The organism is Enterococcus sp. CSURQ0835 (assembly GCF_902706605.1).
Lineage (GTDB): Bacteria > Bacillota > Bacilli > Lactobacillales > Enterococcaceae > Enterococcus_A.
Map to the genome: position 1 here is coordinate 218,196 of NZ_CACSLH010000001.1, position 19,539 is coordinate 237,734.

Here is a 19,539-nt window from a genome sequence, read left to right on the forward strand (position 1 = left end):
CTCCTTTAAGCTTTTTCACCGAAAACTCGTGGAATCAGCCAACGATCCAGTAACGGCGTCGTACAATTCATCAACAAGATCGCAAACGTCATTCCTTCTGGCATTGAACTAAACAAACGAAATGCCATCACCACTACACCACAACCGATCCCAAAAATAATTTCTCCAGTAGGCGTACTCGGAGACGAACAATAATCCGTCGCCATAAAAAAGGCGCCTAGTAGTGTCGCGCCCCCTAATAGATGTCCCGCTACTTGTGTGAGATCGCCATGACTAGTAAAAAGTGCGATTACTGAAATCGTAGCTAACATGCTGACTGGGATCTGCCACGTGATGACTTTTTTTATCAAGAGAAAAATCCCACCTGCTAACAATAAAAGCGCTGACGTTTCCGCATTTTTTCCAGCGACAAAACCCACGATACTTTCCAGCAGCTGAGACAGATCCAACGATTCACCTTTTTCCACGATCATCAACGGTGTCGCCGAACTCACCACATCGACTTGCGGCAAACCAAACGGTAATTGTGGTTGGACATTTTCCGTCATTTCTTTGGCAAAGACTAAACGCAACACGGCCCGCCCAGCTAAAGCAGGATTCAAAAAATTTTCCCCCAAGCCGCCAAACAGTTCTTTTGCTCCAATGATTGCGATTGTGCCTCCAATGACCGGATACCAAAACGGGACACTCACTGGTAAGCTCATCGCTAACAGCAGCGCCGTCACCAGCCAGCTGCTATCGGCTAAAGTCTCTCGCTTTCGCCATTTACGCCAAATAAATTCTGCACTGAAACACGTGAGGATCGAAGCTACATAAATTTTTACCGCTGCTAATCCAAAGAAAAAAATCGACGCAAAAATTGCGGGCAAAAGCGCGAGACACACTGTTCTCATAATGGTTGAAGTCCGTGTTTGAGTAAATAAATGAGGAGAGGCAACCTGAGTCAATTTAGTCGGCATGTTGTTTTACCTCCTTTTGTCCGGCTACGATATGTTCAGCCAAATGACGACGCGCCGGACAGACTGTCGTACAACAACCGCAATTGATACACGCGGCGACTCGTAACTTTTGTAACCGGGTATGATCGTTTTTCAAAGCGGCTTTTTCTAACCACAACGGTAATAATCTCATGGGACAGACCGCCACACACCGCGCACATTTGATACAAGGTTTAGGAGTGCGATCTTGGTCATGGGCCTTATTGATCACGATCAAGCCATTCGCCGCTTTAGTTAAACTAGCATGCAACGTATCGATACTTTTCCCCATCATAAATCCACCAACGATCACTCGGCTTAGCTGGCCTTCCACTCCACCGCACGCCGCAATCAATTCCTCAGCAGTCGTTCCAAGGGGAAATAAAATATTTTGCGGCATTTTGACATCTCCCACGACTGAACAGATCCGGTGACTCAGCGCTCGATCCAAATGCAACGCATCATAGACCGCTACTGTCGTCGCCACGTTAATCATCAAGATCCCTAAGTCCCTAGCCGATGCTCCTAGTGGCAATTCTTTGCCTGTAACGGCTTTGATCAGCATCTCGCTAGCTCCTTGCGGATAAACTGATGGCACTTCGACCACCGTCAAGCGCGGTTCAGCTTGCGCAAACACTCGCATCACGGCTAGCGCTTCTTGCTTATCGGATTCAATCGCCAAAACACCGCGCTTTGCCGCCACTGCAGCTAAAACTAATTGGATCCCACCTAATAACTTTTCACCGTCATTGACCATCAGTGCTGCATCAGCCATCAAAAGCGGCTCGCATTCAGCACCGTTAAAAATACACCACTCGACTTGTTCAGCCGGATCTAATTTCACATGACTAGGAAACGTCGCACCACCTAAACCGACTACGCCAGCCGCGCTGACTTGGGCTAAGATCGTTTCCCGGTCAAACGTTTCCGGTACTGTTTGCTCAGCCAGCTGATCGTGGAAATCATTTTCGATCACGACACACGTTAAAGCTTCCCCTTGGCCTTGATCACGCTTTTCGATCGCACGAACGGTTCCCGAAACACTCGCATGGACATGAGCACCTAGATTGTCACCGATATCTGCGATCTTTTGTCCTAGCAACACGTGTTCACCTGGCGAGACCACCACTTCCGCTGCATCACCGATATGTTGTTGGACGGGTAAATAAACTTTTTTCGGGGCGATTGTTCGAACGTTTTTATAATCAGCTAATCCTTTTAACGCTAAGGGAGTCTCGTGAAAATCAATCCCTCCATTAAATGTTTTTTTCATCTCCTCTGATCCCTTCATTCTTCTTACTAAAAGTATAGCATGAAGTTATTTTTTGAGCGAAAAATAAGCCAATCCAATCACTTGCTTCCATCCAAAAACTTGCGCTTTCACGACGAATAAAAAAACGACCAGCTACACGCTAGTCGTTTCAACCGCTTAACGGCGTTCTTCAATTGGAAAATACAATTCAACTTCATTTTCTGAAAAACTTGGTAAATAATGTTCTTGGACTGCGCCCGCTAACTCAACTTTTTCCAAATCAAAAATATCACCGAGCATCAGTTGCGTTGCTTGATCGATCTTATCCCCACTCGTTCGGATCGTCAAAAATTCTAGCGGCGGCATCTGCCATTTGATCCAACCCGCTGGTGCGATGGCGTCCGGTTTGACTTGCACACCGGCTAAGTAGCGCCCTTCTTTTTGCCAAGGAGCCAGCCACTGATACTTATCGCTCATCAAGCCCCATAAGTGAAGGTTTTCCATCTGGCTCGCGTCGATCAAATCAGCTAATTCTTCAAAATGTTGATTCAATTGATCCCACAGCAAAGGGACCCATGAATCAGCTTCTGTTGCTTGCCCATTGCCTTCTTTACCGATCACCGTAAAGCCGGGGATCTGCTTTCGTTCTACACCTTTTAACTTCACACGCCTCTCCTCCTCTTATTTTATTGTAATCGAATTCCCGTTGAAAACCAATTCATTATGCTTTTGACAGCGGAATTTTACGGCTTTTTGCTATACTAGAAACATGAAGGAGTTGTTTTTGATGGAATGGAAACGCGATTTGATTTGGCTAGGAGTTTATTTAGTCATTTTTGCTTGGATCATCTTTAAAGAAAAAAAGCGGCCGGAATTTTTACGTCACAGCCTGTTGTGGACAGGAATCTTTTTTTTGAGTTATTCATTATATTTAGAGCTTGAGAACCGTTCATTTTACCTCGTCGTCCCGCTGTTATTTTTGCTCTTATTTTGTCTGCTGTACTTTCGTAACAAAACCCGCTTGATCAATGGCTTTGTCTTCAATTTATTTTTGATCAGTCTACTCGTCTATTGGTCCGTCTTGTTCGTCCTCCAGCAATCGATCTTACTAGGCGGTGTGTTAGGGATCTTAGCCGTGCTGTTGATCTTGGCACTTGCGTTTGGCATCTACGGCTTGATCATTTTTTTGATCTGGAACAGCGTCCAAGTATTACGCCGCGAATCCCGCTCACTAGCCAATTTATTGACCTTGCTGTTGGCACTGGGATTGATCGCGCTTTTAGTCATCAATAGCTTAGGTCCCCAACTTTTTCCTAGTTGGCTAGTTGCCTTGCTCACGTTGCCATCGATTATTTTGTTTTATTTCGCGTTTGTCTTTTGGAACTTTTTATCGGTCTCACTTTTATATCAATTCAATTCACCGAAACTCGAACAAGATTTTATCATCGTTTTAGGCGCCGGCCTGATCGATGGCAAACGGGTGACTCCGCTGTTAGCTAAACGAATCGAGCGGGCGATCACCTTTTATCACTTGCAAAAACAAGTCACACAAAAAGCGCCTAAACTTTTAATGTCTGGTGGTCAAGGTCCTGATGAAAAAATTTCCGAGGCTGCCGCGATGCGTAACTACGCAATCGAAAAAGGAATTCCCGAAACCGATATCGTGCTAGAAGCCAATTCCACCACGACTTATGAAAATATGAAATTCAGTCGTGAGATCATCGTAAAAGAAGTGCCTGATTACCACGCGATCTTCAGTTCTAATAACTACCACATTTTTCGCGCCGGCATCTTTGCCCATCAAGTCGGTTTAAAAGCCGATGGGATCGGTGCCAAAACAGCTTTTTACTATTTGCCGAATGCTTTTTTACGTGAATTTGCGGCCGTGATCTTACTAAACAAAAAATTGCATTTCATCGTTTGCGGCGTACTGACTTTCTTTGTCGTCTTAACCGCTGTGTTACAACTGTTTATTCACTAAAAAACGAGCGATACAACTGAATCCAAAGCAAACAAAAAAACGATCGGCTACTAGGAGTCGATCGTTTTGTTTAGATAAATTCTTTTTTCAAGCGTTGTTTGTACGCGTGCCACTTAGCAGTGTAAGGCATTGCTGCTTCTTTGATCGCGCAATACTTATCCACCATCGTTACGATATAACCTTCTTTGTACTTCGGTGGTGTGATCGTCGCACCCCACATATGTTTGATGATGATATCTTTTTCCAGCGGTGACAAATGCGTGATCTTTTCCGCATTTTTTACTGCGATCCGCGGATGCATGTACGCATGACTGCCTTCATCAAATTTCGTCTCGCGCCAATCATAATAAAAAAGATCATGCAAAAGACCTGCCCGCGCCGTTGCTCGAGCGTCGCCAGAAACTTTTTTTGCGATTTTATAACTATTATAAGAAACACTGATCGAGTGTTCCAAACGAGTTGAATTCATATGTTGAGTGTAATTTGCTAATTTTTGAACTTCATCGGTAGCTAATAAATCCTCAATGTAAGACATATATTCTTGATCTTCACGCCATTTTTCTGTCATGGATAATTAGGCTCCTTTTTCTTTCGTTGAAAAAAGTATAGCACGGCTTTTGTGATTAAACTAGCTTACAGAAAAGCCGACCGGGAAGTTTAATACATCCTTAAACAGCGCTAACAAAACGTAATAAATGTTTCATGTTTTTATAATTGTCTTTACGAATTGAGCAAAAAAGCGATCAGTGGTTTTTTCTCAGCTTATTTCCGAAGCGTACTAGTTCATACGGCTAGACATCTTTAGACTTGGGATCATAAAAAGCAGCAAGTAAATTTTCAAAGCAAAAATTTACTGCCACTGCTTATCGGTTCAACTGAAACAATAAGATTCCAGCCGCAACGGCCACATTCAACGATTCCGCTGCACCTTTGATCGGAATGTATAAATTTTGATCGGTCACCTTTAACAATTCTGGCTGCATCCCATTGCCTTCGTTGCCCATGATCAATGCAAAATCAGTTTGCGGTGCCACTTCAGAAAAGATGACAGCTGCTTGATCCAACGCGCTGCCGTAAACCGGCACGTCACTAGCTTTGAATTCTTCGATTACCTCAGCTAATTCACGGGAAATGATTGGCAGATGAAACTGACTGCCTTGCATGCTACGCAATGTTTTAGGGTTATACAGATCCACCGTTCCACTACCTAAAATTACTCCGGTCAGTCCCGCCGCGTCTGCCGTGCGGATCATCGTCCCCAAATTACCTGGGTCTTGGATCGTATCCAATAACAACCAACTTCCACTGGCTTTAAAGGCTGCTTCTGTCGGCAACTCGCACACTGCGATCATCCCTTGCGGCGTTTTTTCAGTCGCTAAAGTTTTCAACACTTCATCGGTCACTAAATAATACTCTTCACCAAAAGTTTCCAACCATTCCTGCCACTCACTGACTCCCCGTGCACTGACAAACAGCGCCTGCAGTTTGCTACCGGCTTTGACTGCTTCTTCGATCAGATGGAAGCCTTCTAACAAATAGGCGCCGGCTTTGAGTCGATATTTTTTTTGCTGTAATTTTTTTGCTTCTTTGATCACTTGATTTTTAACGGAAGAAATTTCTTTCACCTGACTTCACCTCTTTGGCATTATATCATTTTTTCGGCTATCATTAAGAAAAGAGTGAGGGAGGATTTTTTATGAAAGTAAGAATCAAGGCATCCGGTCGTGTGCAAGGCGTCGGCTTTCGTTATACCACAGTCCAATTAGCACAAGACGCCGGGATTTTTGGAACAGTCAAAAACGAAACTGATGGCAGTGTCACGATCGAAGCCGTGGGCGAAAAAGCGGCGATTGATCACTTCATCGCTGCTTTAAAAAAACAACCCCGCAATCCATTTGCGCAGGTTCAGCACTTAGAAATCAACGAAGACGAGACGATCAAAGATTACACTTCATTTAATGTGATCTACTATTAAGAATTTGTGAACCTTCCTGCATTTTTCTGAATTGGATTGAAAAGCCGTAGTATTTTTAGTATAGTATCTCTTGTGTGAATCCAATCAGAAAAGGAAGAAATCAATTGAATAAATTAAAAAAATGGCTCTTAGGCTCAGGCCTATTGAGCATGATCATCTTTTTGTCCGGCTGTGTACCGCATAACAAAGATGGCAGCCCCGACACTAGCAGTTTTATGTACCGCATCTTTGTAGTTCCATTAGAGAACTTTTTGCAATGGATGGTGCAAAACTTTGACTGGTCATACGGTTTGGCGATCATCGTCTTAACGATCATCGTGCGGATCATCATTATGCCACTTGGGATCCATCAATCAAAAAAATCATTGATCCAAACTGAAAAAATGGCCGCTATCAAGCCACAAATGGATGTCGTCCAAGCAAAAGTCAAAGCAGCTAAAACGCAAGCGGAACAGATGGAAGCCCAACAAGAAATGCAAGCTTTGTACAAAGAAAATGGTGTCAGTATGCTTGGTGGGGTCGGTTGTTTGCCCCTTCTGATCCAAATGCCGATCTTCTCTGCCTTGTATTACACCGCGCGCTTTTCTCACGGTATCCAAGGTTCGACTTTCTTAGGGATCGAACTGTCAAAACCTAGTTACATGCTGGTGATCTTTGTTGGTGTCGCCTACTTGCTTCAAGGCTACATCTCACTGATCGGTGTCCCTGAAGAGCAGAAAAAGACGATGCGTTCCATGATGATCGCTTCACCATTGATGATCGTCTTCATGTCGTTCACCTCACCAGCTGGGGTCGCGTTGTATTGGGTCGTCGGCGGGGTCTTCAGTTGTATCCAAACGTTCATCACAAACGTTATGATGCGACCACGGATCAAAGCGAAGATTCAAGCGGAACTAAAAAAGAATCCACCAAAACAAGTCGTGAAGCCTGTCGTCAAACAAGCTGAACCGATTAAAGAAAAACCAAAAAATATTCAAAATCCCGCAAAGAAAAATAACCGAAACACAGGGAAACAAACCGGACGCAATGCCGGAAAGCAACCTAATAAAAAATAACATCGCACTTTCATCCCACTCGAAGCTGAGTGGGATTTTTTTATTTCTCCAACTTCCGCAACAAGCAAAAAACCAAACGCAGTTTGCATTTGGTTTTTACTTTAACTATTTAGTTATTGCTGTCAGGTAAATTTTCTGCGCCTTCTTCATTTGTCGTGTATAATATCGGCTTGTCAGTTTTAGCGGGTACTTTTTTCAAGCCATTGTCATTCAACAGATCAGGCAATGTTTTTGTGGCGAAGATCTCCACGATCGCATCGACTTGCGCTTGACTGTATGTTCCATCATCCGCACCTGCGATCGTCTTGCGCAGTAACGCCAGTGAAGTAGGATAAGATGCTTCCGCTCCAAATTTGAAATCGGTCGCAGCATATTGCGCGGCAACTAGTGCTTTCAAGTAGCCGACATACACCACTTTATCGTAAGCTGTTTTAGCAGCTGGCGTGTATGCATTGCTGGCTGCCGTGACTTGTTTGTTCGTAACCGCTGGATCCGTAATCAACTCACGTAATTTTACTAGTTCGGGCGTTGCTAAAAAGTTTTCAAACGAACGCTTGCCATAATCTTCTGCTTTTAACTCATCCACTTTGCGCAGCAAGTTTTTTAATTCACCGATCTTCGCTAACTGTTCAAAGGCAGCCGACAATTCTTTAGCTGAAGCATCGACTTGGGCTTGTGTCGCGTTTTGATCTGCTAAGACAGCTTCCGCTTTTTTCAAGACGACTTGATAGGCTTTCAATGAATCCGCACCATACTCTTCAGGGTCCATCTGTTGGCCAAAGCTGACTTGTTCTTGCAATGATTCTTTGTCCACACTATTTATTTTTCCTACAGCATAAAACGCTGTGCCTTCATCTTTCCAGCCTAAATCAACGATCGTTTTTTGTTCAGTCGAACTGATCGTAAAATTATGCGTCCCGCTTTGCGCGTTGGGATTGTATGCCCGATAGACGGGTTCACGATTTTGCTGGGTTTGATCGGCAGAATAAAAACTTTCTCCTTCACCTTTCCAACCTAGACGGATCAAATAATCATACTCGCCACGGTCAGAAGTATAATGATGATCCCCAACATGTTCATTGTACAAACGATAGACAGCATCTCCTGTAGTCGGCGCTTGCCAACCGATCCCCTCATCATGCCAACCTTCTTGGATCAATAACTGTTTCTCGCCTAGATCTTCCGTGTAAAAATGTTCACCAGAATTCGGATTATATAACCGATACAAAGCAACAGATGACGCAGAAGCATCTTGTACTGCCATCACAAAACTCAGCCCAATCATGGTACTCAAGCCTAACAAATAACTTTTTTTCATCTTCTTACTCCTTATTAAAATAATCGTAAAAATTTCTTCTTATTAATAAGTTACCATTCGCTAATCAGTTTTACAATAACATTTAATCAAAAAATAGTTTGGCTGTAAGCTTTGTTCGAAGTACAAAAAAATCCCCCAGAATAAACTTCTGAGGAATCAGAATCTACGCTTGTGCTACAGCCGTCAACGCATCATAGAGTTTATTGGCGATCGCATCGACTTCGGCTTGTGTTGCATTCGTATCATTATAGACAGCTTGCGCATCTGGCAAGAGCTTAACAGCAACTTGCCATTCAGGTTTTGCTGTGTAAGCAGAATTTTTACTGAAATCATTATAACGATCTAAAGCACCTTTTAAAGCAAATTTACTGGCTTGTTCGACTAACTTATTCATGTAGTCCGTTAATTCAGTTGTCATCTTTGCATAATCATCCTTGGTAGAATTATCCGCCGTTAAGATTCGTTGTGCTTGAGTCAAGGCAACCGCAAAGCCTGCCCAAGAATCACTCGTATAATTATTTTCGTCTAAAGCTTTCGCTTCGTTGATCACATTGGCTAATTTGTTTTTCGCTTGGTCCGCTACATAATCATTGCCGTAAAACGCAACGCCTTCATCAGTCCAACCATTTTTCGCTAAGAAAGTTTGTTCATTTTTATTCGCGGTAAAATTATGGCTGCCGATCTTCGCATTTTTATTATAGGCGCGGTAGATCTCTTGACGATTCTTCACACTCTTATCCGCCGAGTAAAAACTCTTGCCTTCACCTTTCCAACCCACTTTTTCCAAGAAATTATATTCGTCTTGGCTCATAGTGTAATGATGATCACCAGAGTTTGGATTGTACAAGCGATAGACTGTATCCCCTTTATCTGGTGTGAACCAGGCGATTCCTTCTTCATGCCAGCCAACACTAGCTAAGCCATCTTTTTCAGCCGCACTTTCCGTATAAAAATGTTCGCCAGAATTAGGATTATACATCCGGTACAACAAATTCGAATCCGCTTGTGCTTCATGCGCACCCGCAAAAACAACTCCGGCTCCAAACAACACACTTAAACCAATCAAACTTTTCTTCATCAAACTGCTCCTTCCAAACTTTTCCGTCATTACTTCTATTTAAGCAAAAAAAATGAAAAGACGCAAACAATTGCCTGAGAAAACAAAAAACCAACCTCATCAAAATGAGATTGGTTTTGAAATTCAAATAAATTGAATTATTGTGCTGCAACAAAAGCTGCTAAGTCAGTGTAAGCAACAGTTGGTTCTTTAGCATTGGCATCATCAATTTGAGCTTTTTTAGCTGCTGCTGCTGTTTTATCAACGTTAGCAGTTAATTTAGCAAGTGTGTTGTAAAGTGTAGTTTCTTTAGCTGCAAGTGCATCTGTCGCAGTTTTATCACCTTTAAGTGCTACGTCTTTAAGACTTTGAGCTAAGTCATCAGCTGCTGCTGTGTAAACATTGTAGTCAGCTGCACTATCAAATTGATTTTCAGCGTAAACGTATTTGTCAGCTTTTTTACCAAATTGATCATTGTAAGATTTAGCGGTATTAATGAAAGCTAAAGCTTTATATTGAGTATCCAAGTTAGTCAATGCTGTAGTTGCAGCAGTTTCATTTTCTGGAGTATCTTCAGTTGCTTTCAAAGCTGCTTGAGCTGCTGGTAAAGCTGCTTGTAAGTTATCCCAAGTAAGTTTTGTGTAGTTATCAGCTTTAAGCGTTGCTAAAGCTTTCACTGCTTTATCTAAGTTTTTATAAGCATCAGTGCTTGAGAAAGGTTTTTTAAGCGCTGCTTTAGCATCTGTTAAATCATAGAAAGCAGTTGTAAGTTGTTCAGGTGTTGCTTCAGGATCATCAAGAACTTTCTTCGCTGCATCAACTGCTTTTACATAAGCATCAGCAGTTCCAGCAACAAATTCTTCTGGAGTATATTTAGCATCAATATAATCTTGACCATCTAAACCATCAACTAAACCTTTTAATGCAGTAGCATCTTTAACAGCTTCGAATTCTAAACCTGCAGCAGCTTTGTCTAAAGCTGCTTTAGCTGCATCTACATCAGCTTGAGTTGCTTTATCGTCAGCAGCTACTTTTGAAGCTTCGTTAAATGCTACACGGAATGGAGCAAATGAATCAACTGTGTAACGATCATAGTTATCGTTAGCACCTTTAACGTCAGCAATCGCTTTGTTCAAAGCGTCTTTGTTAACTTTTTCGTCTTCTTTGTTAACACCGTAGAAGCCGATACCTTCATCGTCCCAACCTTTAGCAACTAAGCCAGTTTGTTCATCTTTACTTGGTGTAAAGTTATGAGCACCTGCTTTAGCGTTAGGGTTGTAAGCGCGGTAGATTGGAACAGTCTTAGCAGTGTCTGACTTGAAGCTTTCGCCTTCGCCAGTCCAACCGATTTTAACTAAGTTGTCGTATTCACCTTTGTTATCAGTGTAATGGTGGTCGCCAGCATTTGGGTTGTATAAACGGTAAACAGTGTCACCTTTTTCTGGTGTGTACCAACCAATGCCTTCATTGTTCCAACCAGCTTTAACTAAGCCATCGCGTTCGCCTGCGTTTAATGTGTAGAAATGTTCGCCTGAATTTGGATTGTAAAGACGATACAATTCGTTAGCAGAAGCTGCAGATGCGTCTTGGCTTGAAGCCATAACTAGGCCTAACCCAACGATAGCTCCTAAACTTAAAATAACTTTCTTCTTCATAAAAATCTCCTTCCGAATTCAAAAAAGTTTTGATAAACGATAACTTATATAACGTTTATGTATATAGAATATCACATTACCAAATTTTTGTAACCCAAAATCAACTTTTTTTTTAATTTTTTTCTAGCGCTTTTCTACTATTATATAGCGCCTACTCTTGACACGAATCAAAAAAATTAATTGTATTTTCATAAAAAGCAAACCGTGTAATAACGCGTAATTTACGACAGAATTTTTTTTAATTTAATGAGAGAAAAATTTCAATAACCAATAAAAATGGTAATTTTCGTAACATTTCATTGGCTTTTCATCTATTTTTTACAAAAAATAGTAGTTTTTTGTTTTGGAAAATGATTGTTCAAAAAGCTGGCTTCACCTATTTAGCTAAAAATTTTCACTTCATTTATTGGAATGATACGTAGTTCATCAACTAGTTAAAGCGGGATTTTCCATTCAAAAAAATCCCCCAATCAACTTGGAGGATTTGGTTAGTTGAAATTTAGTTTTGTTGTTTAGTGAGCAGTTGCGGTTTTTCACTTTTAGCAGGTACTTTAGTTTGAGCTGCTTGCGTGAGATCTACTTTGACTTTGACGATAAAATCTTGGACGAAGCGATCGACTTCCGCTTGTGATTTTTTCCCCGCGTTAGTGTCTGCTAACATTTGAGTCAGTGCAGGGACTAACTTATCAGTGTAATCGTTTTGAGCTGTGCTTGAAATAAAATCACTTGCTTCATAGGTCATTTGCTTTAATTTGTTCAAGTCACCACTGTAGACGACATTGGCATAGCCGGCATTGATTTTTTGGATGGCGTCTGTAACTTGGGCTTTTGTTACGTCAGGATTATTGAGAACGTTTTGGAAGATGTCGCTAAACAATTCACTGCTTAAAAAGGCGTTGAATTGCGTAGTCACGAATAATTCATTGGCGTTGTGATCCATCGACAAAGCACCCAGCTGGTCGAGCATCGTCTGTAATGGCATTAAGGAAACGAGTTCATTGACTGACGTCGTTAATTTTGCAGTCGCCCCATCGACTTCTTCTTGAGTGGCAGCATTATTTTGAGCAACCGTTTGAGCTGTCGCTAATGCGGCCTGGTATACTTGATATGATTTTTTAGTATAGCCATCTGCTGGGATCGTTTTATTTTTTTCAATCGCTGCGTTCAATTCATTTTTATCGACTGCATTTTGAGCAACGCCGTAAAAACTAATTTTCTCATCTCGCCAACCAACTTTGACCAACCCATTTTGTTCGGTCAGACTAGCGGTAAAATTATGCGCACCGGTTTTGGCATTTGGATTATACGCGCGATAAATCGGTACTCGCGGTTCGGTCGTAGCAGAATAAAAACTAGCGCCTTCACCTTTCCAACCAAGTGCAACCAAATTATCGTATTCGCCTTTATTTTCAGTGTAATGATGGTCACCTGCGTTTGGATTATATAAACGATACACTTGATCCCCTTGAGTGGGCGTGTACCAGCCGATCCCTTCTGCCGTCCATCCAGCTGTGACCAAATTATTTTTTTCAGTGACAGCTAACGTGTAAAAATGTTCGCCACTATTCGGATTGTACAGCCGATATAATTCTTTCGTAGCAGCCGCAGCCGTCTGACTCGTGGCGACGATGATACCTAACCCAACTAACGCACTCACACTCAATACAATTTTTTTCATCAAACTATCCTCCCAAATTTGAAACCTAGATTAGGAGTATAACATATTTTATATAACCGAAGTGATGTTTTTGAAATAAACTCGCTACTAGAAATTTTAAAAGCTAAACTCACTAGCAAATATAAAAAAAGTAATCGTTACTTTACTTAAGCACGATTACTTTTTACTGCTTTACTACTTATCCGAGCTAACTTAATAGTAATTCATTTTTCAATGTATAATTCAATTGTGCTGGGATTCTCCCTGTCAAATTCAGCCGCACCTTATAGTGGGATTCCGCGTTTTTATAAAATTGATACTCAAGTTTAATCGCCACATCTGCATCTAAGATCGTTCGCACAAAAGTAGAATAAAAAGCAGGGATATACCCAATTTTTTTATTTTGTGTTTGATCAAATACAAAAACTGCATCTTGATCATAGAGATTTTTTTCTTCTTTGACTAACATGAGTTGCGCATTTTCCAATGTAGCAGTTTCATTGTTGTAATGTCGCCAGCCACGTAAAAAACAATCAATCTCAAAACGATTTTCTTTTTCATAAATTGGTTCCACAAACTCGTATGCATCTCCGTACAACCGCCCACCAGTAATTGCTAACAAATCAAAATTACCCTGCTTTTTCTCTTGATCAAAGATCTCAAACAAAAAGTGATAATCTTTACGTCTTCGATTTGGTAAACGTCGATTAAAAGCACTAAATAGTTTAGTCGCATGATACGTTTTTGTTAAATCAGGAAAAGCCGGGTGCCCCGCATAACCTGCAGCAATTGCAGCTTGCAAACTTTTTTCTTGTCCATGCTCATAAGCAAAAGAAAAAGTTTGATCTTGATGCTGAAACAACGTTCCTACATGGTACCAACAACGAGTCTTTCGATCTTGCCAAAGTAAATACAATTTTTTTTCCATTCTAATTCACCTCGAAATCGTTGATTAGCTGTTCAATTTTTTGGGTGCGATAAATAATTAGCTTTACGATTAGTTTACTCCTAAGCTCACTAACACCAACTCGCTGCACTAATAATTCGGATATTACTTCAGAATTTTTATGTTGGAATTTTTTAAACGTATGAACAAACAACTGCTGATCATTTGCTAAAAGCGCTTGGAGAATTGATATAAACTTAGGTTTTTTCTTTTCATAAAAAAATAATGATCTAGCTCTATTTGTGTATGCTTGAAATTTATTGTTATCACGTAAAAAATCAAGTAATTGTTCATCTTTATAACCTGAGAAAAGTGAAGAACCGTTATCATAGAGCGGAGAAAAATATTTCTCATTTGTTTTTTGATTTGTTAGGATTCCCCAGTTTTGCACATGACGATCTTGATTGGCAATCAAATAATCAAAAAGACACATTTCAAAAAAGTTTTCTTTTACACCTAATTGCTTAACAATTTCCAGTGATTTCATTAATGTGTATTCAGTTAAATCATATTCATCAAAATCGTCTCCAAAATAATCCACGATTTCTTGGAACTCCAAGTATGTTTGTTCCCCTTCAGGAATAAATGATTTGGAGATCGTTCCTAATACTCCAGCTCGTTCAGCAAAAACAGTCTCTGGGATTTTCAAATTAAATATTTCTGTCCCTAAACAATAAGAAGCGACTTCTCCAATTCTTTCTCCTTCACTCTGTGGCTTTTTAAATAAATATTTCTCTTTATTTGAAGGATTAATCAACCAAATTTTTTCTCTAGCACCGGAAGGATTTTCTGCTGCGACTTCCCAATCAGTTACATCTATCGTTTTCACACAGCACCTACTTATTTTTATTAAGTTTATCACCTTTAACCATTGAAAACTATTGATTTTTACTCAAGATACATAAAGAGTCAAGATCTCTATTAGATCTTGACTCTTGGAATAACCCGTACGGGATTTGAACCCGTGTTTCCGCGCTGAGAACGCGGCGTCTTAACCCCTTGACTAACGGGTTGTTTTGGTGAAACGTTTGAACCAACAAAAGTCATTATACTCTTTTGATTTGATTTGACAAGCAAAAGCACTCAAAAAGATTTTACTTGCAAACCAAATATGCGTTTATTTTATTCATTATGTTGATTATAACTGTTAGCGGTGTATAATGTAACGTAGACCAATAGTAAAATTTCCAGGAGGAATTATGAACTTATCAGAACGGCAAGAAAAGATCATCGCGATCGTAAAAGACGGACAGCCGTTGAGCGGCGAAAAGATTGCCGATCAGTTAGGCATCTCACATGCAACGTTGCGGACTGACTTGTCTTTTTTAACGATGGCAGGGATCTTAGAAGCAAGTCCCAAAGTCGGCTACACCTATACCGGCGTGGGGATCGAGCAATTTTTATTTGATAAAGTGTTTTCCGTCAAAGTAGAAGACATCATGGTGCCGCCTTTGTTGACGCCACAAGATACGTCAATCCACGACGCAATCACCAATATGTTTATGTATGATGTCGGTTCGATCTATGTGACCGACCAAGATCAACAACTAGTCGGTCTGCTTTCGCGAAAAGATTTATTGCGAGCAGCGTTGAACAGTAATTTACAAAACACACCCGTAGCCGTCGTGATGACGCGCGCGCCCCACATTAAGACGTGCACTCAAGAATATACGTTGTTAGAAGCTGGGACCGTGTTACTAGATTTCCAAGTCGATTCGTTGCCGGTAGTCAGTCAAGACAATCCGAAAAAAGTCGTCGGCAAGATCACGAAGTCTCGCATTTTTAATTATATCATGCAGCAAGCAAAACAAACTGAAACTAATCGTTAGGAGTTAGATTTGATGAAAAAAAGTGTTCCGCTTTATATGATCTCTGATGCAGTTGGTGAAACCTCATTGAAGTTAGTCAACGCCGTGACCGCCCAATTTCCGACGGTCTCCTTTGATTCAACGTATCGTTTCCCGTTTACGAAAGACCCCGAGGAATTGAAAGCTATTTTAGCAGATGCGTTAAAAGACAGCGCGATCGTCGTGATAACATTAGTTGACGAAGAATTGACAAAAATCGTCGCTGAGTTTAGCCAACGCACCGGCTTACAATACATCGATCTGATGAGTCCCTTTATGGATCTGATCCACAAAAAAACGGGCGTCGCACCAGTGGAAGAAGCGGGAATCGTCCACAAATTAAACCAAGAATACTTCAATCGAGTAGCGGCGATCGAATTTGCTGTGAAGTATGATGACGGTAAAGATCCAAAAGGCTTTTTAGATGCCGACATCGTGTTACTAGGAATCTCACGGACTTCTAAAACACCGCTTTCGATGTATTTAGCTAACAATCGCTATAAAGTGGCGAACTTGCCGCTGATCCCGGAAGTTCCGTTACCAGAGCAGATCAAAAAAGTACCGCAAGAAAAATTGATCGGTCTGATCTTGGAGCCGGAAGCCCAGCAAAAAATTCGAGCGAATCGTTTGCACTCGTTAGGCTTGAATGAAAACTCACGCTACGCGGATCTGGAACGGATCAAAGAAGAATTGGCGTATTCGTTAGAAACGTTTGACAAACTGGGAGCTAAAACGATCGATGTCACGAACAAATCGGTGGAAGAAGCGGCTTCATTGATCGTTGATTATTTAGACAGTCTCGACCAAGCAGACTAGAAGGGAGTTTTTATGTTATCGACGCGGGATAAGTATTACCAGATGTTGGAAAAAGAATTCACGACCAAAGAAGCAATCATGACGGAGCTGATCAATTTAGAAGCGATCATGCATTTACCGAAAGGAACCGAGTTGTTTATCAGTGATATCCACGGGGAAGATGCCGCGTTTGATCACATTTTACGCACCGGTGCCGGCAATATCAAAGAAAAAATCAATGACCTCTTCCATGATCGATTGACCGAATACGAAAAAAATAAACTGGCAATCTTAGTAGCTTACCCTCAAGAAGCGTTAGCCGACGAAAAATTTTACGCGTACAAAGACTGCTCATGGTACCGGAAAAAAATTCGCCAATTGCTAGAGTTATTGAGCTACTCTTCTACTAAGTATACACGGTCAAAAGTTCGGAAAGCGTTGCCGAAACAATTTGCGTATATCATTGAAGAACTCATGTACACCGATACGAATTACCACGATAAAGCGACTTATTTTGATCAGATCTTACAGCATCTATTAGAACTGGATCAAGGAACGCCGTTTATCATCGCGTTGTGTCAAAGTATCCAGCGCTTAGTCGTGGATCATTTACATGTGGTGGGCGATATTTTTGACCGTGGGACTGGTGCAGAGCGGATCATGGACAAGTTAGCGAAACATCCTTCCCTTGATATCCAATGGGGCAATCATGATATTTTGTGGATGGGCGCTTTTGCTGGCTCGCGGGCGTGTCTTTTGACATTGTTGCGAATCGCAGCACGTTATAATTATTTATATGATATTGAACGCGCTTACGCTTTGAATTTACGACCTTTGTTCATGTATGCGGAAGAACATTACGGGAAAAATCCGATCTTCACACCAAAAGAAAAAAACGCAACGAAAAGCTATTCCAGTGAAAGTCTGTTAGCTTTAGAAAAGGTGCATCAAGCTTTAGCGATTTTACAGTTCAAACTAGAAGGTCAACTGATCAAACGCCATCCTGAATTTGCGATGACAGATCGTTTATTGTTCGACAAATTAGATTTGAAAACCAACACGATCACCTTAAATGGTAAAACTTATCCGTTACAAGGCAGTTGCTTCCAAATGCTGCAAAAAGATCCTTATGAATTGACCGCCCAAGAAGAGTATGTGGTGGAAAGTCTGCTGGCTTCTTTCCAAGGTTCTGTCAACTTGCAGCGTCACATGCAATTGCTGCTGGACAAAGGTTCCATGTACCTCGTCTACAACAATCACCTTTTGTTTCATGGTTGTATCCCGCTGACGGATGACGGAAAATTTTTACCGCTGAAAATCGCTGGTAAAGAACACGCCGGCAAAGATTTACTGAACTTTTTTGAAGAACAGATCCGCATCGGCTGTGAACAACAGACTACGGATAGTCCGGCGGCTGATTTGATCTGGTATTGCTGGACCGGTAAAATCTCACCGCAATTTGGCAAGAGTGCCATGACGACTTTCGAACGGTATTTTATCGCGGATAAAAAGACACATGAAGAAGTAAAAAATAGTTACTATCGGTTTCGTGAGACTAAAGAAACGTGTGACATGATCTTAGCTGAGTTCGCTTTGTATTCCCCTCATTCTCGGATCATCAATGGTCACACACCGGTCAAAGCTAAAAAAGGCGAGTCACCGATCAAAGGCGAAGGTAAATTATTCGTCATTGATGGCGGCTTGTCCAAGGCCTATCACAAAACGACAGGGATCGCCGGCTACTCACTGTTGAACAATTCCTATGGGTTCCAACTGGTGACTCACGATGTCTTCACCTCCGTTCAAGATCTATTGGAAAAGCAGACCGACAAGACGTCGCTGAAAAAAGTGATCGACCAAGAATTGACCCGGACTTTGATCAAAGACACGACGATCGGCGAAAGCTTAGAAGAACAAATCGAAAGTTTGACTGGATTATTACACTATCAAGAAGTACTATAATAAAAAACGCGTAAGCCATGAGTAGCCTGACTACTTTTGCTCACGCGTTTTTGTTTTCCCCGTGTCGAACTTTTCATCTCAACTTTTTTAGCGTATAGTTTTGGTTGAGGTGATCGTGGTGTTAACAGCTTATTTGAATATTTTTCTGATTTTTGCGTTGATGTTCATCGGCTATTTTTTAACTTACAAACAATGGTTCACAGACCAAGTCGGGGATACGTTTTCTAAATTGATTTTGCAGATCGCATTACCGTGCAGTATGTTTTTGAATATCACGGAAAATTTTTCGCGCCAAGAGTTTTTGCAATTATTTACTGGCATGATCATTCCGATCTTATCCATGATGTTGACGTTTAGCTTGAGTCTGATCTACGCGCGGCTGTTCAAGATCACTAAAAGCCGTTACGGGACTTTTTCCACGATGTTCACGTGTTCCAATACGATTTTTATCGGCCTGCCCATCAACTTGGCGATCTTTGGTGGCAAAGCGGTACCGTATGTGTTGCTGTATTATATCGTGAATACGACGATCTTTTGGACGCTCGGTGTCTACATGATCGCAAGCGACCATCCTAAGATCCAACAAGCCAAAGTCAGTTTCCACTTATTACCGATCTTAAAAAAAGTTTTCACGCCGGCTTTATTGGGCTTCATGATCGGCTTAGTTTGGGTCTTACTCCAACTGCCCCATTCAAAATCGTTCGATACTTTTTTAGGTTATCTCGCAAATTTGACCACACCGCTGTCGATGTTTGTCATCGGGATCATCGTCTATGCCACTGGGATCAAAAATTTGAAAATGAACAAAGATATTTTTGGCGTTTTGATCGGTCGTTTCGTTTTATCTCCTGCGATCGTGTGGGGATTGGGTCAAGTCATCCAGGTCCCGCAATTGATGCTTTCAGTCTTCATTATTCAAGCGGCGATGCCCGTCCAAAATTCCGTGCCGATCCTCGCCCGGTCTTATGATGGGGATCAAGAATATGCCGCCTCTAGTTTAGGCTATTCCGTCTTGATCTATTTAGCGTATATCCCACTGTTGTTGAAATTGGTGTTGTAAGA

Annotated in this window: 18 protein-coding genes and 1 tRNA gene; 7 read left to right on the top strand and 12 right to left on the bottom strand. The window is 41.3% G+C overall.

Annotated elements, in window-relative coordinates; translation table 11 throughout:
• Positions 1–5: 5 nt before the first annotated feature.
• The 3 genes from GVJ38_RS01115 to GVJ38_RS01125 form a co-directional block, all read right to left on the bottom strand.
• Positions 6–959: an RnfABCDGE type electron transport complex subunit D gene (locus GVJ38_RS01115; protein WP_159721321.1), complete on the bottom strand. Its 954-nt coding sequence runs from the start codon at positions 957–959 to the stop codon at positions 6–8.
• On the bottom strand, positions 949–2,250 hold the full coding sequence (gene rsxC / locus GVJ38_RS01120) for an electron transport complex subunit RsxC (protein WP_159721322.1): 1,302 nt from the start codon (positions 2,248–2,250) through the stop codon (positions 949–951). Before rsxC ends, GVJ38_RS01115 begins: the two co-directional genes overlap by 11 nt.
• A 156-nt stretch (positions 2,251–2,406) precedes the next feature.
• A complete protein-coding gene (locus tag GVJ38_RS01125; protein ID WP_159721323.1) occupies positions 2,407–2,895 on the bottom strand; it encodes a GyrI-like domain-containing protein in 489 nt (162 codons plus the stop codon).
• A gap of 121 nt (positions 2,896–3,016) precedes the next feature.
• On the opposite strand from GVJ38_RS01125, the gene GVJ38_RS01130 reads away from it, so the two are divergent.
• On the top strand, positions 3,017–4,210 hold the full coding sequence (locus GVJ38_RS01130; protein WP_159721324.1) for a YdcF family protein: 1,194 nt from the start codon (positions 3,017–3,019) through the stop codon (positions 4,208–4,210).
• A gap of 70 nt (positions 4,211–4,280) precedes the next feature.
• Here GVJ38_RS01130 and GVJ38_RS01135 read toward each other — a convergent pair whose 3' ends face one another.
• Both GVJ38_RS01135 and GVJ38_RS01140 read right to left on the bottom strand, forming a co-directional pair.
• A complete protein-coding gene (locus GVJ38_RS01135) occupies positions 4,281–4,778 on the bottom strand; it encodes an HD domain-containing protein (protein WP_159721325.1) in 498 nt (165 codons plus the stop codon).
• 295 nt (positions 4,779–5,073) lie between these two features.
• Positions 5,074–5,835 (bottom strand): TrmH family RNA methyltransferase, encoded by a 762-nt coding sequence (locus GVJ38_RS01140; RefSeq protein WP_159721326.1) that lies wholly within the window; start codon positions 5,833–5,835, stop codon positions 5,074–5,076.
• Between the two features lie 71 nt (positions 5,836–5,906).
• On the opposite strand from GVJ38_RS01140, the gene GVJ38_RS01145 reads away from it, so the two are divergent.
• Together GVJ38_RS01145 and yidC are read left to right on the top strand one after the other, a co-directional pair.
• A complete protein-coding gene (locus tag GVJ38_RS01145; protein WP_159721327.1) occupies positions 5,907–6,185 on the top strand; it encodes an acylphosphatase in 279 nt (92 codons plus the stop codon).
• A gap of 104 nt (positions 6,186–6,289) precedes the next feature.
• Positions 6,290–7,240: a membrane protein insertase YidC gene (gene yidC, locus GVJ38_RS01150; protein ID WP_159721328.1), complete on the top strand. Its 951-nt coding sequence runs from the start codon at positions 6,290–6,292 to the stop codon at positions 7,238–7,240.
• A 109-nt stretch (positions 7,241–7,349) separates the two neighbouring features.
• On the opposite strand, the gene GVJ38_RS01155 is transcribed toward yidC, so the two are convergent.
• From GVJ38_RS01155 to GVJ38_RS01185, 7 genes are all read right to left on the bottom strand, one after another.
• Positions 7,350–8,558, bottom strand: a complete 1,209-nt coding sequence (locus GVJ38_RS01155) for an FIVAR domain-containing protein (RefSeq protein ID WP_159721329.1) — start codon at positions 8,556–8,558, stop codon at positions 7,350–7,352.
• Positions 8,559–8,721: 163 nt separating this feature from the next.
• Complete coding sequence (locus GVJ38_RS01160; protein ID WP_159721330.1) at positions 8,722–9,636, bottom strand: FIVAR domain-containing protein; 915 nt, start codon at positions 9,634–9,636, stop codon at positions 8,722–8,724.
• 137 nt (positions 9,637–9,773) lie between these two features.
• Positions 9,774–11,270, bottom strand: a complete 1,497-nt coding sequence (locus GVJ38_RS01165) for an FIVAR domain-containing protein (protein ID WP_159721331.1) — start codon at positions 11,268–11,270, stop codon at positions 9,774–9,776.
• Between the two features lie 499 nt (positions 11,271–11,769).
• On the bottom strand, positions 11,770–12,948 hold the full coding sequence (locus GVJ38_RS01170) for an FIVAR domain-containing protein (RefSeq protein ID WP_159721332.1): 1,179 nt from the start codon (positions 12,946–12,948) through the stop codon (positions 11,770–11,772).
• Between the two features lie 187 nt (positions 12,949–13,135).
• Positions 13,136–13,855 (bottom strand): HIRAN domain-containing protein, encoded by a 720-nt coding sequence (locus GVJ38_RS01175; protein WP_159721333.1) that lies wholly within the window; start codon positions 13,853–13,855, stop codon positions 13,136–13,138.
• 1 nt (position 13,856) lies between these two features.
• Positions 13,857–14,702 carry a HipA domain-containing protein gene (locus GVJ38_RS01180; RefSeq protein ID WP_159721334.1) on the bottom strand — a complete coding sequence of 282 codons (846 nt, stop codon included), beginning with the start codon at positions 14,700–14,702 and terminating at the stop codon, positions 13,857–13,859.
• A gap of 112 nt (positions 14,703–14,814) precedes the next feature.
• Positions 14,815–14,886 (bottom strand) — tRNA-Glu (locus tag GVJ38_RS01185).
• A gap of 186 nt (positions 14,887–15,072) precedes the next feature.
• Between GVJ38_RS01185 and GVJ38_RS01190 the strand changes: the two genes are divergently transcribed.
• The 4 genes from GVJ38_RS01190 (at position 15,073) to GVJ38_RS01205 (ending at position 19,537) form a co-directional block, all read left to right on the top strand.
• A complete protein-coding gene (locus GVJ38_RS01190; protein ID WP_159721335.1) occupies positions 15,073–15,702 on the top strand; it encodes a helix-turn-helix transcriptional regulator in 630 nt (209 codons plus the stop codon).
• Between the two features lie 12 nt (positions 15,703–15,714).
• Positions 15,715–16,536: a pyruvate, water dikinase regulatory protein gene (locus tag GVJ38_RS01195; RefSeq protein WP_159721336.1), complete on the top strand. Its 822-nt coding sequence runs from the start codon at positions 15,715–15,717 to the stop codon at positions 16,534–16,536.
• A gap of 12 nt (positions 16,537–16,548) precedes the next feature.
• On the top strand, positions 16,549–18,477 hold the full coding sequence (locus GVJ38_RS01200; protein WP_159721337.1) for a fructose-1,6-bisphosphatase: 1,929 nt from the start codon (positions 16,549–16,551) through the stop codon (positions 18,475–18,477).
• 118 nt (positions 18,478–18,595) lie between these two features.
• The gene (locus tag GVJ38_RS01205) at positions 18,596–19,537 is read left to right on the top strand and encodes an AEC family transporter (protein WP_159721338.1); all 942 of its coding nucleotides are present in this window, start codon (positions 18,596–18,598) and stop codon (positions 19,535–19,537) included.
• The last annotated feature ends 2 nt before the right edge of the window (positions 19,538–19,539 follow it).

What these genes read in the sequence shown, in the direction of transcription:
- GVJ38_RS01115 (WP_159721321.1), bottom strand. Translation starts at nt 959, where the DNA reads ATGCCGACTAAATTGACTCAGGTTGCCTCTCCTCATTTATTTACTCAA.
- rsxC (WP_159721322.1), bottom strand. Translation starts at nt 2,250, where the DNA reads ATGAAAAAAACATTTAATGGAGGGATTGATTTTCACGAGACTCCCTTA.
- GVJ38_RS01130 (WP_159721324.1), top strand. Translation starts at nt 3,017, where the DNA reads ATGGAATGGAAACGCGATTTGATTTGGCTAGGAGTTTATTTAGTCATT.
- GVJ38_RS01135 (WP_159721325.1), bottom strand. Translation starts at nt 4,778, where the DNA reads ATGACAGAAAAATGGCGTGAAGATCAAGAATATATGTCTTACATTGAG.
- GVJ38_RS01145 (WP_159721327.1), top strand. Translation starts at nt 5,907, where the DNA reads ATGAAAGTAAGAATCAAGGCATCCGGTCGTGTGCAAGGCGTCGGCTTT.
- GVJ38_RS01155 (WP_159721329.1), bottom strand. Translation starts at nt 8,558, where the DNA reads ATGAAAAAAAGTTATTTGTTAGGCTTGAGTACCATGATTGGGCTGAGT.
- GVJ38_RS01160 (WP_159721330.1), bottom strand. Translation starts at nt 9,636, where the DNA reads ATGAAGAAAAGTTTGATTGGTTTAAGTGTGTTGTTTGGAGCCGGAGTT.
- GVJ38_RS01165 (WP_159721331.1), bottom strand. Translation starts at nt 11,270, where the DNA reads ATGAAGAAGAAAGTTATTTTAAGTTTAGGAGCTATCGTTGGGTTAGGC.
- GVJ38_RS01170 (WP_159721332.1), bottom strand. Translation starts at nt 12,948, where the DNA reads ATGAAAAAAATTGTATTGAGTGTGAGTGCGTTAGTTGGGTTAGGTATC.
- GVJ38_RS01175 (WP_159721333.1), bottom strand. Translation starts at nt 13,855, where the DNA reads ATGGAAAAAAAATTGTATTTACTTTGGCAAGATCGAAAGACTCGTTGT.
- GVJ38_RS01190 (WP_159721335.1), top strand. Translation starts at nt 15,073, where the DNA reads ATGAACTTATCAGAACGGCAAGAAAAGATCATCGCGATCGTAAAAGAC.
- GVJ38_RS01195 (WP_159721336.1), top strand. Translation starts at nt 15,715, where the DNA reads ATGAAAAAAAGTGTTCCGCTTTATATGATCTCTGATGCAGTTGGTGAA.
- GVJ38_RS01200 (WP_159721337.1), top strand. Translation starts at nt 16,549, where the DNA reads ATGTTATCGACGCGGGATAAGTATTACCAGATGTTGGAAAAAGAATTC.